Here is a 16406-nt window from a genome sequence, read left to right as displayed (position 1 = left end):
GATTTTAATGTTTGAATCGTAAGATTAGGGTAACAACTAATTAGATAGCACTCAAAGGAAAGGATGACGAACATGAGCTATTTCCAAGATGATGATAAAAACAGTGATTTCCTTAAAAATGATGAAGTACCGAAATCACCTCTTCAAGAAAGACTAGAGCGCGAGGAGCAAGAAATGCAGACTAAGCGCATGAAAAAGAAAGGTGGAGGAGGTAAAGGCGGCTATTTCTTTAGTGGTCTGGTCGGTGTCATTATAGGTGCCTTACTTGTGTGGCTTATGCTACCGGGACTTGTCAATCAAATGCCTGGAACAACAACAAGTAATACAGGAAAAAATAACACAACAATTAATCAGGTAGCTACAGAAGTAACGACAGATGTGACAACTGCAGTTGATAAAGCCTCACAAGCAGTTGTTGGTATCACAAATATTCAAGAAGTCACAAGCGGAGGTTTTTGGAGCCCACCATCAACGACAACAAAAGAGGCAGGAAGCGGTTCAGGTGTCGTTTATAAAATTGAAGGTGACAAAGCCTTTATCATCACAAATAACCATGTTATTGAAGGGGCAAAGCAGTTAGAGGTCACAATGCCAGACGGAACAAAAGAACCTGCACAATTAGTGGGTCACGATGTTTGGACGGACCTTGCAGTTATTTCTATTAACTCTAAAAATGTTAAAACAGTTGCGACATTCGGGAATTCGGATGTATTAAAACAAGGTGAAACAGTGATTGCCATTGGTAACCCACTTGGTTTAGACTTCTATGGTTCTGTGACAACTGGTGTTGTTTCAGGTAAAGACCGTTCTGTACCAGTAGACTTAAATGGTGATGGCACAGAAGATTGGCAACAAGAAGTATTGCAAACAGATGCTGCGATTAACCCAGGGAATAGTGGTGGAGCACTTGTGAACTTAGCTGGAGAATTAGTAGGAATTAACTCCATGAAAATTGCTGAATCCTCAGTTGAAGGTTTAGGGTTCTCTATTCCAATTAATTCAGCTATTCCAATTATCGAGGAACTAGAGAAAAATGGAGAAATGAAACGTCCAACAATGGGAGTTTCACTTGCAGATTTAACAGATGTGCCATCATTCTATCAACAACAAACATTAAAATTACCTGCAGAGGTGACAACAGGCGTTGTTGTAACAGATGTCATGAATAACTCACCAGCCTCAAAAGCAGGGGTTCAACAATACGATGTTATTGTAGAGATGGATGGTCAAAAAATTGAAACAACTATTGATTTACGCAAACATTTATATAATGACAAAAAAATTGGTGATAAGCTAACATTAAAAGTGTACCGTCAAGGTAAATTAGTCGAGCTATCACTAACATTAACAAACGGTAATACATTGTAAAGAATATGAAAAGCGATGGAGATCTAATCAATCTCCATCGCTTTTTTTATGAGGATGGAGAAAATACTTTTATGAAATATTGTGGATAACTAGAAAATTGCGAATACTAATTCCGCACAGTAAATCGGGAGTAAAAGGCACTTCTTCCATACATGCTATTACTTTGTTACAATAGATTGTGGATAACATAGACTGATTTGTGAATAAGTTTGTGGAAATTTCGGAAAATAAGGAGACATCAAAAAATGGAAAAGTACAGCTGTGAAAGCCATATAGATCACGCTTTAGACATGTTTGTAGCAGAGCAAAAAGTGTTCCCAATTATGGATAAAATCGAAGAGGATAAAAAGTTATCCACAAAGTGTAGCTACTGTGAACAGGCAGCAGAATATATTGTATCAAGTAAATAACTTTACACAATATATAGAGAGTGCTTGTGGATATGTTGATAACTTTTGTGGATAATTTGTTTGTAAATGAATTGTAAAGGTGGATAACGTGTGAATATAACGATTGTATCAGTCGGCAAACTAAAAGAAAAGTACTTAAAAATGGGGATCGATGAGTACGTAAAACGTCTTGGCGGCTATGCAAAAATGGATTTGGTTGAAGTGCCAGATGAAAAGGCACCTGAACAGCTAAGTGAAGCTGAAATGGATATCGTCAAGAAAAAAGAGGGCGAACGCATCCTGGCGAAAATTAGCCCAGATGCTTACGTAATCGCCCTAGCCATCAATGGCAAAATGAAAACCTCCGAACAAATGGCTGCCGATATGGAATCCCTCATGACCTACGGCAAAAGCAAAATCGCCTTCGTCATCGGCGGCTCCCTCGGTCTACATGAAGATGTCCTAAAACGAGCCGACGAACAGCAATCCTTTGGCAAAATGACACTTCCTCACCAGCTCATGAAGCTTGTACTAGTCGAGCAGATTTACCGTAGTTTTAGGATTATGAAGGGTGAACCGTATCATAAGTAAGTGCGGTTTTCTTAGTTCTATACATCTAAAAAGCTACATTTTTAGAGGAAAGAGAAGACTTGAAAGATAATTATATAATGCGAAATTTGTAGAAAAAGTATCAGGCACTATTAAAAGTGCCTGATACTTTTTTGTTTTATTGGGAGTGGATTGGGTATTAACTATCATAAGCAAGTTATATAGCAAGAAAGGATTGTAGGAATAATCGAAAGAGAAAGGAGTTATAGCCAACATGTTGTTGAGTAAAAAGTTTTTATTGGTCTTAAGTACAATCGTAGCCTGCATGTTGTCTGGTTGTGGAGAGAAGCAGAAGCTTGAAGATGGATCTGAACTGATCAATAAAAATCAATTTGTTTTTGCTACTTCTGGTGAATTTAAGCCATTTAGTTATATAAATGACGATCTTACAATGTCGGGCTTTGATATTGAGGTTGGTGAAGCGATTGCAAAGGAAATGGGCCTTGAGCCGGTTCAGAAACGAATCAAGTTCAAAGGGATTGTTGAAGGGGTGAAAACGGGAAGAGCGGATGCAGCCGTTGCAAGTCACACGATTAACCCGCAGCGGAGTAAACATGTTTCTTTCTCTACCCCCTATTATTATTCAGGACCGAAAATTTTCACCAGACCAGATAGTAAAATTAGGACTGTCGAAGATTTAGAGGGAAAGGAAGTAGCTGTTGCAAAAGGATCAACATATGCCGATACAGCTTCCAAGTATACAGACAACATCAAAACATATGACAGCGATATTACGGCATTAAAGGCGTTGAGTAGTGGGCGTCATGATGCAGTAATTACAGATTTTGTTACAGGAAAAACTGCTGAAAAGGAAGGTTTTAAGATTAAAGGACAACAATTAATTAATCGCAGTGAACAAGCGATTGTTTTGCCTCAGGATAATCCAAAGCTATTGAAGCGAGTTAATGAATCTTTGGAACAACTTCGGGAAAATGGAACATTGACTCAAATTAGCATCAAATATTTTGGTGAGGACATTACCAAAAAATCAGAATAAACCAATGCTATAAAAGAAAGGAAGTAGTACTTTGCCAAGTTTTTCGCATTTTTTTCAAATACTAATGGAAACAAAAGGTGTATTCTTTAAAGCTATGCTTTTAACATTAGAGCTGACGGTGGTTTCTATCTTACTGGGAATCATCATCGGACTAGTCTTTGCCTTATTAAAAATTTCTAATATAAAAATTTTAGAACTTATTTCAGATATATATGTCTATTTGGTTCGAGGAACACCACTGATTGTTCAAATATTTATCCTCTACTTCGGAATTAGCGGGATTTTCCTTCTTCCTGATTTTTGGGCTGCTTCCCTTGCTCTAGCGCTACATAATGGAGCTTATATTTCTGAAATCCTTCGTGGAGCAATTCAGTCAGTCGATAATGGCCAATTTGAAGCAGGACGCTCTTTGGGAATGACAAAGACACTGACATTAAGAAGGATTATTCTCCCACAGGCATTCCGTAGAGCATTGCCGCCTTTAGGCAATCAATTTATCATCAGTTTAAAAGATTCTTCGTTAGCCGCATTTATCTCCATGAATGAGCTGTTTAATGTGGCGACAACACTTGGGTCGAATAATTTCGATGAAATGACCTACTTACTCATTGTAGCAGTCTACTATTTATTGCTGGTAGCGTTGATGACATTTGTAGTGAACCGAACTGAATTAAAATTAGCAGTAAGCGACAGATAGGAGCTGAAAAAATTGGACACTAAGGAAATGATTAAAATAAGTCAATTGAATAAATCGTTTGGAGACTTACATGTATTGAAAAATATCGACATGACAGTCTACGAGAGCGATGTTGTTTGTCTAATAGGATCGAGTGGGTCAGGGAAAAGCACCCTCCTTCGCTGCTTGAACTTTTTAGAAAGAAAAGATAATGGCAATATTATAATTGAGGGAAATGAAGTCAATCCACGGACAGATGATCTTAACAAGATTAGAGAAAAGGTTGGGATGGTGTTTCAAAATTTCAACTTATTCCCACATAAAACGGTTTTAGAAAATATTATTGAAGCACCTGTTATGGTAAAGGGTGTAGACAAAGAAAAAGCTATCATCAAAGCAAAACAATTACTGAAAAAAGTAGGTTTGGAGGATAAGTCGGATGTCTATCCTAGTAAACTATCAGGGGGGCAAAAGCAACGGGTGGCGATTGCTAGAGCACTTGCGATGGAACCAGACATTATGCTTTTCGATGAGCCAACATCGGCACTCGATCCTGAGCTTGTGGGAGAGGTTTTAACAACCATGAAAGATTTGGCTGAAGAAGGAATGACTATGGTTGTTGTAACCCATGAAATGGGATTCGCAAAAGAGGTAGCTGATTGGATTGTCTATATGCATGATGGGAGAATTATTGAACGCGGCACACCTGAACAATTTTTCAATCATCCAAAAGAGGAGAGAACACGAGAATTTTTAACTGCAACAATGCTTAAATAAAACTAAAAGGTTCTGAACGGTAATGTTAGGATCTCTTATGGTTTTGCATTAAATATTCGATTACTAGATAAAGCTTGTACAGAAAAACTGTACATAGACTCGTTACAGCCAACCTTATCATGAGTAAGTGAAATTTAAATAGCAAAAGGAGAAATTGCAAAGCGCAATTTCTCTTTTTGCTGGAACGGTACTTATTTAATTATAACTCAACTTCGGTAACTTCATTATTACCGTTGCCATTGCCATTGCCATTACCATTGCCGTTGCCATTGCCATTGCCATTGCCATTACCATTGCCGTTGCCATTGCCATTGCCATTGCCATTACCATTGCCGTTGCCATTGCCATTGCCATTGCCATTGCCATTGCCATTACCATTGCCGTTGCCATTGCCATTGCCATTGCCATTGCCATTGCCATTGCCATTGCCGTTACCATTGCCCGGCTTTTCAACTAATACATCAAATGTTAATGTGTGGTCACCATACGTTGCTGTAATTGTCGTAGTACCTTGACCTTTACCTTTTACAGCCCCTGCTTTTACAGTAGCTATTTTATCATTTGCTACTTCGTAGGTTGCAAGCGTAGTAACATCTTTTTCTGTTGTTCTACCCTCAAAAGTAGTTACTTGAGTAATCTTAACCATAACCTCTTTACCTATTCTAGTTTCAACCTGAGCTTGGTCAATTTCTAGTGTTACGATTGGTGTTTCTACAACAGGTGCTTTTACTGTAACATTTACCGTAACTTCATGATCACCATATGAAATAGTAATCGTAGTCGTGCCCTCACCTACAGCAGTTACTAATCCATTTGCTATTGTTGCAACATTTTCATCTCCCACAACATAAGTTGCTTTTGAAGTTACATCTTCCTCTGTTGCTTCACCTTCTGGAGGAGTAGATGTCTCTGTTACCGTAAGTTGTGCAGATTCCCCAGCTGTTAGGTCTAGCTCAGTTGGATTGACAGAAAGTGTTACTTTTGGTTCAACTACATCTTTTTCAAATATTAGTGCTTCACCAACATTCCCAGCAGCGTCTTCAATTTTTACTGATACAGCATTAGTTTCTGTTGTTACTGGGAATGTGAAGCTACCGTCTTGATTTAATTCAAAAGGAACAGGCGCTTGTATTTCGCCATTCACAGTCGCAATATAGGAAGCTTTTAATTTATCATTTAAATTGTAGTTTAAACCATATAAATATAACTCTTCATTGTAGTCGATATACTTATCTGTTACCTTTCCTGTAGCGACACCTTCAGCTACTGAACCAGTAATTTCTGGTTTAGTCGTTTTCACGATAATTGGTCCAACATAATCGGAAACTACCCCTGATGCCGCAAGACCAGTAAAGTCAATAGTATAGAGACCATCGGGAATTGTTGTGGCAGGTTCTGTTCCCCATGGTTTGTATTGCCCAGCGATATTTAGCGTATAAGAGCCTTTTCCTAGCGCAGTACCTGCATGTAGATAACCGATGTAGCCATCACCATATTCTCCACCTTGAGGATTCATAATATCCCATAGCTCGATATAGTTAGTTGTTACATCGCCAGTTAATGTAAATGAAAGAACAGCTGAATCTTTCACGCCATCTCCATTAAAGGATAGGTCTGTTTCTGTAATCTTTAAATCTTTAATTTCAGTTACTGCCTCACTTCCAAAGTCAGCTGCGAATGGCAATGAAATTTCTGTAGCACCACCGCTGATGTGAATATACCCCAGTATTTCCGAGCCGTTTGGAGCTTTAGCTTGTGAAGCCGTTAATGTAAGATTTAACACTTGCTCACCAACTAGATTAAATGTTGGCTGGTCGACTGTAACAGTTGCATCACCAAATGATTTTGTCACATCAATTGATACATTATAATTACCGCCGTTCCCCTTTATATCTTTTACTAAAACTTGTTTCGTTACGGAAATATCCTGGTCTTTAAGTGATTGTGGACCAAAAGTAACTGTCCCTTTTAAGTTTTCTGAAACAGCTCCTGTTCCATCTAAAATTGCACTATCCAATGCATAGGCAAGAATTTCTGGATGTGCTGCAGCATAAGCATTTACACGACCTGCACCTTGAGAGAACACATCGTATTTTGTTTTATCTAAAACCTTTGCTGTATTAGAAAGCGCCACTTTTATGTCGAACGCATTCCAATCAGGATTTGCTTGTTTAAGTAATGCAACAATACCTGTAATATGCGGTGTTGCCATAGAGGTTCCTGTTTTACGATCATATGCCTCTGCATAATCTGCATTAGGGAAGTCCTTTTTATACATTGGAATCGTTGACATAATGTTTGTTCCAGGTGCACTTACATCTGGTTTAATATCAAAGTTTGGCGTAGATGGGCCACGGGAGCTTGAATCGTTTACTTCATCTCCCAGTGTCTTTGTGGAAGTAAATTGACTAAAGCTAACTTTTCCAGTTCCACCGGCTAATGCAGCACGAATTGCATTGCCATCCGTTTGGGACATATCAAATGTTGGTAGAAAAGCAAAGGAATCACCTAGGAATGTACCTGAAATATTAGGTGCATTTGTTCCACCAGCAAAGTTATGAATAATTGTGGCGACTGCTCCATTTGCCTTTGCATTCGCAATTTTATCAACAAATGCGATACTGCCACGAGAGATTAATGCCACTTTACCTTCTACATCAATTCCCTCATAGTCTTTTACTTCTCCGTTTCCAGGAATAGCAACTAGGTCAAATTCTCCTTGAAGCTGTGTTGCTAAATCCCTTCCAAAAGTTGTTCCCATTAATGGGAGCTGTTTTGTTAAGTTGTAGTCACCAACTGTAACATTCACTTCACCGTTATACATTGTTTCTGGATTTGTTGTGTTACCCACAGCAATTCCTAAACGAGCGGTTGCAGGCGTGCCCATTGTTCCTCGATTTGGGCCGGAGTTCCCTGTTGCAATTACTCCGATTGTTCCAGCCATCATTGCATTATTAATAGCAAATGAACCAGCGTCCGTTTCAGAGTTAGCCCCCCCACCAAGAGAAAGGTTGATTATGTCCATTTTTTCTGTTACAGCCGTTTCAATTGCTTTAACAATACCAGATGTAGCCCCACTTCCATATGCACCAAGAACACGGTAAGCATAAAGGTCTACTTTTGGAGCAATTCCTTTAATGCCGAAATTGTTAGCTCCAATTGCTGCAATGGTTCCAGCAACATGGGTACCGTGAGAAGTATAGAACGAGCTTCCCTTTTCATTAAATTCAGGTGTTCCAGCAGGACGCTCAGAAGGCAAGGTTTCCGATGCATCGTCATCTGCCCGAGGCTTTGTGTAAGTTGATGAATTTGGAATGAAGTTTTTCCCACCCTTGTAAATTCCAGCGAACTCAGGGTGATCTGCGTCAATACCAGTATCTAATACTGCTACCTTTATACCTTGTCCTTCAATTCCTTCATTCCAAAGCTGTTCGATGCCGAGGAAAGAAATACTTGTATTCATTTGAGCCTCTAGTTGATCTTCCTTAATCAGTTCTGATGATTTCATTGTATTATCTTCAGATGCGTAAACAATTGCATCAGGTTCAATTAATGTTATTCCTTCTATTGAAAGCAGCTTTGGGAGATCATTTGCTTTCACAGTTGCTGCAAAACCGTTTAAAACAGTATCAAATGTGTAGCCTTGAGTCATTTGAACATTTTTAGTAGCTAATTCTTTCTTAACTTGTGCTTGTTGAGATTTTACATTTGATCGAACTTCATTTGCTCGCGCATTAGAGAACTTTTGGCCTTTCAATTGGCTCATTCCTTGCTCTAGTGCCACAGGCTTTTCAGATAAATGTACGATGACTGCAACTTCTTGATTGCCTGATACATTTTGTAAGCTTTCGTGAAGAGTTGGACCATCTTTAGACAAGCTTAGCTGTTCAGCGATAGCCGCCTTTAATTGAAGTATACTTTCACTTTGGCTATCCTGCTTGAATGGCTTCGAATCTTCAGCATTAGCACTCGATAATGGAACCAATAGAAAAAGCACCATAACGAAAGCTATCATACTACTTAAAAACTTCGTAAACTTAAACTTTTTCAAATCTCATTTCTCCCTCCGCTCTTAATTATCACACTTTTCAGTTTAGTGTGATATTTCCAATTTATCACAGGTGAGATAATTCGAATATCGGAATATTGAAAAATCTCAAAATATTGATAATTAGTATTACTTTGTTAAAAATGGATTAATTCTATTTTCCTAGTAATTTAATAAAAAAGTAGAACTTTCAAATGAGTATTGACTTACAGTGATTCATACTTTTTATCATTTAAGAGTTTTATAAAAAATCCATTTGACGTCCTGTATTATTTTTTGTACGATATTGAAGAAAAGAATGCCCGGACTAGAACGGGAGAGGTTCATAGCTGATACCCTCTATAAAAAACTATGGAAACATGACAATATGCCATGTCCATATCGGACGTGGCTTTTTTTATCTGTTTACTTATGTTTTAAATAGAATGATTGGTGATGCCTCTCTTGAAAAGTGTTGGGAAACATTTTACAAGGAGGTTTTTTTATGTCTGGCAGAAGTCATGAAGAAGGATTAAAGGATTTGACCCTATTAGGTAATCAAGGTACAAAGTATTCCTATGATTATGCACCTGAGGTATTAGAGGCAGTGGATAATCTTCATGCTAATCGAGATTATTTTGTTAAGTTTAATTGCCCAGAGTTTACCAGTTTATGTCCGCTTACAAGTCAGCCGGATTTTGCAACGATGTACATTTCATATATCCCAGATAAAAAAATTGTTGAAAGTAAATCTCTAAAGTTGTATTTATTCAGTTTTAGAAATCACGGCGATTTCCATGAAGATTGCGTGAATATCATTATGAATGATTTAATTGCATTACTTGATCCAAGATATATAGAGGTTTGGGGGAAATTTACTCCACGTGGGGGTATCTCGATTGATCCATGGTGTAACTATGGGAAGCCAGGAACTAAATACGAAGAAATCGCCAATTATCGTTTAATGAACCACGATCTTAACCCAGAAAAAATTGATAATCGATAAATGAAGCAAGACAGAGGTTTTTAGCTACCCTCTTAAAAAAACTAAGAAGAAAGCAGCACTTTTTCTTAGAGTGCTGTTTTTTCGATATAAGGGAGTCTTTATAGATGAAAAAGGAAAAAGCAATTGTAGTATTTAGTGGAGGTCAGGACAGCACAACTTGTTTGTTCTGGGCAAAAGAACGCTTTGAAGAGATTGAGGCAGTAACTTTCGATTATGGTCAAAGGCATCGTCTTGAAATTGACTGTGCGAAGGTGATAACAGAGGAGCTTGGTATCAAGCATCACATACTTGATATGTCTCTCCTGAATCAACTTGCTCCGAATGCATTGACACGACAAGACATAAAGGTGAAGGACGGAGAAAATGGTGAGCTCCCATCGACTTTTGTGCCTGGCCGCAATCTCCTTTTTCTTTCATTTGCGGGCGTTTTAGCGAGCCAAGTAGGGGCAAAGCATATTGTAACAGGTGTTTGTGAAACTGATTTTAGTGGATATCCGGATTGCCGAGATGTCTTTATTAAATCCTTAAATGTAACGTTAAATTTATCGATGGATGATTCCTTTGTGATTGATACACCCTTGATGTGGCTGAATAAGGCACAAACATGGGAATTAGCTGATCAGCTTGGGGCACTTGAGTTTGTACGACAAAGAACGTTGACTTGCTATAACGGTGTCATAGCAGATGGATGTGGTGAATGCCCAGCATGTAAATTGCGAAATAAAGGGCTTGATGAGTATTTAAGTTATAGGAAGGAGTCTTAAGGCATGTCAGATTTTAAAATCGTTGAGAGACTCCAGAGAATTGATGTGGATATTCAAAGAAATCAATTGAAATATCATGCAAAGCGTGTTCTCATAAGCAAAGAATTTACCTTCGATGCTGCCCATCATCTACATCATTATGAAGGGAAATGTAAAAATCTACATGGGCATACCTATCGAGCTATATTAGGACTGAGTGGCTACACAGATGAACGTGGTTTGATGATTGATTTCGGCGATATAAAAGAAATATGGAAACATAAAATAGAGATTCATTTGGATCACCGTTATTTAAATGAAACGCTTCCACTCATGAATACGACGGCAGAGAATATTGTTGTTTGGATTTACGAAAAGTTGACTGAGGCCTTGCTTGATGAAGGATATAACGGTGTACGTGTAGAGTTTATCAGGCTTTACGAGACTCCAACAAGCTATGCAGAAGCTAGAAGGGAGTGGATGGAAGTTGAGTAAAGTACCTGTTATCGAGATTTTTGGGCCAACGATTCAAGGAGAGGGTATGGTCGTTGGCCAGAAGACAATGTTTGTAAGAACTGCGGGCTGCGATTATTCCTGTTCTTGGTGTGATTCATCGTTTACGTGGGATGGCAGTGGAAAGCACCTTATTGTCCAAATGACAGCGGAAGAGATTTGGTCTGAGTTGAAACGTTTAGGGGGCAATGGTTTTTCATTTGTCACAATTTCAGGCGGCAATCCTGCACTCAATCCGAATCTAGCAGAGCTTATTGCCATTTTAAAAGAAAATGACATAAAAATCGGGGTAGAAACACAGGGGAGTAGGTGGCAAAAATGGATGTATGAGATTGATGAACTGACAATATCTCCAAAGCCACCTAGTTCTGGAATGACCACAGACTACTCGGTGCTCTCTTATATCTTCGAAAAACTTAAAGATCGGAACAGCAATCACCATGTATCCCTCAAAATAGTCGTTTTTAATCAAGAGGATTACGATTATGCTAAACAAATTCACCATCGATATCCAATGATTCCTTTTTATCTTCAAGTCGGTAATGATGATCTCACGGCAACTGATAATTCACAATTAATGATGGATTTATTGGATAAATATCGTGCACTGATTGATAGAGTAATGAAGGATGAGGATTTAAGAGATGTTAAAGTACTGCCACAGTTACATGCCCTTGTGTGGGGAAATAAAAGAGGTGTATAGTGTGCCATTACAAAAATTAAATTTACTTGAGGAGTAATAGTTTGAGAATATTATTTTATTTATTATCTATTGTTATTGCTAATGTGGTAACGGCAGCATTTGCACCATTCCATTTTGGTATGTTTATTGTTCCAATGGGAACGCTTTTAATTGGGGCCACCTTTATTTTTCGGGATCTAGTACAAAATAAATATGGTAGAAAAAAGACGTATTTATTTATTATTACAGCTTTAATTTTATCAGCTGTGGTGTCATTCCTACTAGGTGATACACTTTTAATTGTGGTAGCCTCAGCACTATCATTTGTTGTCGCAGAAACGGCCGATACTGAAATTTATACTCGATTAAAATTACCAATGGCTTGGCGTGTGTTCTACAGTGGTATTGTTGGAGGATTTCTAGATTCTGCAATTTTCGTAGTAATCGGCTTAAGTCCACTTGGTGCCAATATATTGCCATGGGAAGCGGTACCTGCCGCCATTTTGGGGCAAATTATTGTGAAGACGATTATACAAATGATTGGCGCAATTATTTTAAATAAAGTTGGGCCAATGAAAGAAAAATATATTATTCCAGAATAATTATTCCTTATTATGAAGATACGGATCACAAGTAAGCTTTTTAAAAACAGGCCCATTCGCTTTATTCGAATGGGTCTGTTTGATTTATATTCTTTCTAAGGTACCTCTTGCATTTTTTATGCTGTTTTCTTTTGTTTAAGGTCTAAATGATAACTAAAGAAAGTTAGTAGACTTGCACTGACGGCAACTATACCACCGACCCATGTGACATTCATCAAATTTCCTTGATGATATACAATGCCGCCTAATGCAGACCCAAAAGCGATGCCTACGTTACTTGCCACGGGCATAAGAGAAGCAGCGAGTCCTTTAGCATCTGGTTTATAAATTTCGGCCAAATCTATTAAATAAAGTTGAGTAGATGTTGTTAAGAGGATGGCCATTAGTGACATTAGTCCGATATTCGCTAATCCTAAAATAAAATGGTTTGTTGTCCAAAATAAGCTTGTCAATACAATAGCTTGTGCGAGAAAGACAAACCGAAGTCGGCCGATGGCATTGTGAGTGGCAATTTTACCGGCAAGAATGTTGCTGAAAATCGAAAGAAAGCCGTAGCCGAATAAGATTAAACTTATAGAATTATTTGGTGCACCCATTCCCTTTAAAATAGGAACAAGGTACGTAAAGACTGCATAGGTTGCACCAAACCCGAGAGCAGGAATGAAAAAGGCAATTAAAATTCGAGGCTGAATCATTAAAGAAAATTGATCCCGTATTGAGCTTCGTACTTGGCTGAGTCGAGTAGGTAAGACAAAAAAAGATGCCGCAAACGCCAACCCTCCGAGAAGAGTGGTTAACATAAAAGTGGCATTCCAGCCGTACCATTCAGCGATTACAATTCCAATGGGTACTCCAACTACATTGGCCAGTGTAAAACCACCGAAAACAAATGATATAGCAAGGCCGCGTTTATTAATTGGCATGGTTTCGCTTGCAACAATCATGGCTAGAGAGATCAATACACCTGTTACAATCGCGGTCATAACCCGAAGTATAAGGAGCATAATATAGCTCGTTGAAATTACACACAGAGCATTTAAGGCAATGAAGGAACCTATCAAAAACAACATCCATTTACGCTTTGGAAAATGGCTTGTTGCTGACATCACGAGTGGTGTAGCGATGGCAAATGTGATAGCGAACGCAGAAACGAGTGTGCCTGCTTTTGCATTTGTCATATGAAGGCTTGAAGAAATATCAGTTAAGATCCCGACAATAACAAATTCGCTTGTCCCAAGAACAAATGTTAATAATGCAAGTGTTAAGATAAGTAACCAATGTCGCTTGGATAAGTGTGTATGATGCATAAATACCTCTTTCTTTGAAGAATGTAACTGTGCTACTTAGTAGACACACAATTTAAACATCATATCATAAAATGCATTTATGAGAAATTAGATTGGTTTTCTGTAAATATCAGTGTTTGTTTCCGGTTATTTTCCTCTAAAGAAGGATTTTGTAAATATTACTCGAATTTTTTAATTGGAAGATTAACTTTACAATTTTATCAATTTGATATCTATACATAATAAGGGGATAAGGGGGATTCACATGATTCAATTCCTTCAGATGGGAGCAAATACAGTTATAAGTTCCCAAAAAGGTAGTGTTACTATTAGCTACGAAATGTCTAATTCGATCGATATTTCGTTAACTGCATTCCTTTTAACGGATGTAAACAAGGTACAAGGAGATAGCGGCATTATATTTTATAATCAACCAACTAGCTTATCTGGTGCAGCTACCCTGATACCATCTGAGAATGTAGGGAATATAAAAATACATAAAATGAATTTTGACATGAGTAAAATCCCTGAAGGTATTACTAAAATAGCTATAACACTTACAGAAGATAATAGCCGAGGTTTTTCAAATGTGAAAAATTTAAAGGCAGAAATATGTACTGATAACAATATTATCAATTTAGCACCAGTTAATTTTACAAATGAAAATGGAATCGTAGTATTAGAATTATATCTAAGAAATAGTCAGACAAAGGTGAGATCTATTTGGCGGGGATTTGATTCTGGGTTAGAGGGGTTATGTAAAAATTACGGTGTTGAGGTTGAACCTGAAGAACAAAACAAGCTTTCTGAATCAACAACTATAAAAAAACAAATGCTGATAGAATCTGATCAATCATTAAATGTTCCAGAAAGTACAAATAGACAAAACATGTTATCACAGATAAATCTTGAAAAGGTAAAAGGGAATGTCAGTCTCACCAAAGGTCAAAAGCCAGTTATCATTGATAAAACGCCTGAAATTACTGCTACGGTATCATGGCAAACTGGTACTGACTACGATATATATGCTTTAGTCTATACAAAGGATGGTCAGCAGATCGATGTAGCTATGTTTGGGGCGAAAAATACACCCCCACTTAGGAGTTTTCACAACGGGGTAGTCGAACACATGGGGGATGTTGGGAGAGATGCTGGTTCAACAAAAACTGAAGTAATCAAATTGAGATTAAATAATAATGTTTTAGCTGTTGTTCCTGTGGTTTATTCCGCCCAATCAAATGGCACAGGCTCATTCTACAGATATAAGGTGTCTATGAGTATAGATAATCATAATGGAACCTCCGTTACTATTTTTGCTAAAAATGCTAATAATAATGATAGAATTTATTCCTGTGTGCCTGGAATACTTCATAATACTCCAGATGGTGTGATTATCAGCCCATTAGAGCTTTATAGTGAACCAAATTCTGAACGTAGACCTAAGCTGAAGATGGGCTCTTCTAATATGGTAGAAGTTCTAATGGATAAAGGCCCAATAAATGATTACAAGTAAAAGTAAATAAAAAGGAGAGTGGCGATAGCCAATCTCCTCTTATTTTTTCTCCTTTAGTTCGTGGGCAATATACGTAGCTAGTAATTCACGGACTTCATCCGTAGAATGTGCACCCAGTAATTGAACTCTCAATTGACTAGCCCCTTTGAAGCCACGTACATATATTTTAAAGAAACGTTGTAATGCTTTAAATGAACGTGTTTCGAATTCCTTGGAATAGTGGTCATGAAGGTTAAGGTGTAAGTATAGTAAATTAAGGTATTCTTTGGCACTATGCTCTTTAGGTTCCTTTTCAAAGGCAAATGGGTTTGAAAACACCCCGCGCCCAATCATTACACCATCGATACCGTATTGCTCAACTAGTTTTAGACCTGTTAAACGATCAGGAATATCACCGTTGATCGTCAGTAATGTGTGGGGAGCAACTTCATCACGTAGTTTTTTGATATCTCCAATTAATTCCCAATGTGCAGCGACCTTGCTCATCTCTTCCCTTGTACGGAGATGAATAGAAAGATTGGCGATATCCTGTTTTAAAATATGTGTAAGCCACTCACGCCATTCTGCTACATCCGTAAAGCCAAGTCTTGTTTTGACACTAACGGGTAAGCCTCCTGCTTTGGCTGCTTGAATAATATCTGCGGCTAGGTCAGGATAAAGAATTAATCCAGCTCCTTTACCTCTTTCTGCTACATTATCAACTGGGCAACCCATATTAATATCAATTCCCTTAAAGCCTAATTCCTTCATACCAATACTCATTTGACGAAAATGTTCAGGGTTGTCTCCCCAAATATGTGCAACAATAGGCTGTTCATCTTCTGTGAAAGCTAAGCGGTTACGTACATTATCTAACCCATCTGGATGACAATAGCTCGTCGTATTGGTGAATTCCGTAAAATATACATCGGGTCTCCCTGCTTCCTGAATGACATGACGAAATACAACATCTGTCACATCCTCCATTGGAGCTAAAATGAAGAATGGCCGTGGTAAATCAAGCCAGAAATTTTTTTGATTCATTGCTAAAAATCCTCTCTTTCCAAAATACTACCTTGCAAAAAGATATCATATTTATTTTATTTCTACATAGTTAATTGGCTTAGCTTAAGGATAGAAATACATCATTGTAATTAGACTTAGGCTCTCTTAGATTAGAAAGTAATTAAAAATATCCAACAAAATCCTGTATTATCTATAATAATATAATATGTAATA

At 37.8% G+C, this 16406-nt stretch carries 15 protein-coding genes and 1 riboswitch; of the genes, 12 read left to right on the top strand and 3 right to left on the bottom strand.

The features are described from left to right. Window positions 1-72 precede the first annotated feature (72 nt). From HXV90_RS23115 to HXV90_RS23090, 6 genes are all read left to right on the top strand, one after another. Window positions 73-1368 carry a S1C family serine protease gene (locus HXV90_RS23115; protein WP_048395254.1) on the top strand — a complete coding sequence of 432 codons (1296 nt, stop codon included), beginning with the start codon at window positions 73-75 and terminating at the stop codon, window positions 1366-1368. 245 nt (window positions 1369-1613) lie between these two features. Beyond that, window positions 1614-1778 carry a CxxH/CxxC protein gene (locus HXV90_RS23110; RefSeq protein ID WP_004233391.1) on the top strand — a complete coding sequence of 55 codons (165 nt, stop codon included), beginning with the start codon at window positions 1614-1616 and terminating at the stop codon, window positions 1776-1778. A gap of 90 nt (window positions 1779-1868) precedes the next feature. Beyond that, window positions 1869-2348 carry a 23S rRNA (pseudouridine(1915)-N(3))-methyltransferase RlmH gene (gene rlmH, locus HXV90_RS23105; RefSeq protein ID WP_054548823.1) on the top strand — a complete coding sequence of 160 codons (480 nt, stop codon included), beginning with the start codon at window positions 1869-1871 and terminating at the stop codon, window positions 2346-2348. A gap of 232 nt (window positions 2349-2580) precedes the next feature. Further along, complete coding sequence (locus tag HXV90_RS23100; protein WP_259951254.1) at window positions 2581-3363, top strand: transporter substrate-binding domain-containing protein; 783 nt, start codon at window positions 2581-2583, stop codon at window positions 3361-3363. A 31-nt stretch (window positions 3364-3394) separates the two neighbouring features. Further along, window positions 3395-4060: an amino acid ABC transporter permease gene (locus tag HXV90_RS23095; RefSeq protein WP_004233396.1), complete on the top strand. Its 666-nt coding sequence runs from the start codon at window positions 3395-3397 to the stop codon at window positions 4058-4060. 27 nt (window positions 4061-4087) lie between these two features. After that, window positions 4088-4816 (top strand): amino acid ABC transporter ATP-binding protein, encoded by a 729-nt coding sequence (locus tag HXV90_RS23090; RefSeq protein ID WP_167444822.1) that lies wholly within the window; start codon window positions 4088-4090, stop codon window positions 4814-4816. Window positions 4817-5015: 199 nt separating this feature from the next. Here the strand turns inward: HXV90_RS23090 and HXV90_RS23085 are convergent, their stop codons facing one another. Continuing rightward, window positions 5016-8867 (bottom strand): S8 family serine peptidase, encoded by a 3852-nt coding sequence (locus HXV90_RS23085; protein ID WP_269898065.1) that lies wholly within the window; start codon window positions 8865-8867, stop codon window positions 5016-5018. Between the two features lie 309 nt (window positions 8868-9176). Beyond that, window positions 9177-9223: riboswitch (PreQ1 riboswitch) on the top strand. Between the two features lie 125 nt (window positions 9224-9348). Here HXV90_RS23085 and queF point away from each other — a divergent pair. The 5 genes from queF (at window position 9349) to HXV90_RS23060 (ending at window position 12389) form a co-directional block, all read left to right on the top strand. Next, complete coding sequence (gene queF / locus HXV90_RS23080; protein ID WP_269898064.1) at window positions 9349-9849, top strand: preQ(1) synthase; 501 nt, start codon at window positions 9349-9351, stop codon at window positions 9847-9849. Window positions 9850-9953: 104 nt separating this feature from the next. Then, complete coding sequence (queC, locus tag HXV90_RS23075; RefSeq protein WP_054548829.1) at window positions 9954-10613, top strand: 7-cyano-7-deazaguanine synthase QueC; 660 nt, start codon at window positions 9954-9956, stop codon at window positions 10611-10613. A gap of 3 nt (window positions 10614-10616) precedes the next feature. Continuing rightward, window positions 10617-11087, top strand: coding sequence for a 6-carboxytetrahydropterin synthase QueD (gene queD, locus HXV90_RS23070; protein ID WP_004233408.1), 471 nt, complete (start codon window positions 10617-10619; stop codon window positions 11085-11087). After that, entirely contained in the window at window positions 11080-11808 is a 729-nt protein-coding gene (gene queE / locus HXV90_RS23065) for a 7-carboxy-7-deazaguanine synthase QueE (protein ID WP_054548831.1), read from the top strand. The genes queD and queE overlap by 8 nt, the downstream gene beginning before the upstream one ends. Window positions 11809-11849: 41 nt before the next feature. Then, window positions 11850-12389: a VUT family protein gene (locus HXV90_RS23060; protein ID WP_054548832.1), complete on the top strand. Its 540-nt coding sequence runs from the start codon at window positions 11850-11852 to the stop codon at window positions 12387-12389. 116 nt (window positions 12390-12505) lie between these two features. Here HXV90_RS23060 and HXV90_RS23055 read toward each other — a convergent pair whose 3' ends face one another. Next, entirely contained in the window at window positions 12506-13696 is a 1191-nt protein-coding gene (locus tag HXV90_RS23055) for an MFS transporter (protein WP_269898063.1), read from the bottom strand. Window positions 13697-13940: 244 nt separating this feature from the next. Between HXV90_RS23055 and HXV90_RS23050 the strand changes: the two genes are divergently transcribed. Continuing rightward, window positions 13941-15188: a TerD family protein gene (locus tag HXV90_RS23050; protein WP_269898062.1), complete on the top strand. Its 1248-nt coding sequence runs from the start codon at window positions 13941-13943 to the stop codon at window positions 15186-15188. Between the two features lie 39 nt (window positions 15189-15227). Here the strand turns inward: HXV90_RS23050 and HXV90_RS23045 are convergent, their stop codons facing one another. Further along, the gene (locus tag HXV90_RS23045) at window positions 15228-16211 is read right to left on the bottom strand and encodes a tRNA dihydrouridine synthase (protein WP_269898061.1); all 984 of its coding nucleotides are present in this window, start codon (window positions 16209-16211) and stop codon (window positions 15228-15230) included. Between the last annotated feature and the right edge of the window lie 195 nt (window positions 16212-16406).

It is taken from the genome of Lysinibacillus sp. JK80, from assembly GCF_027557635.1.
In the GTDB taxonomy this organism is placed as follows: domain Bacteria; phylum Bacillota; class Bacilli; order Bacillales_A; family Planococcaceae; genus Lysinibacillus; species Lysinibacillus capsici.
This window is presented reverse-complemented; position numbering and strand designations above follow the sequence as displayed.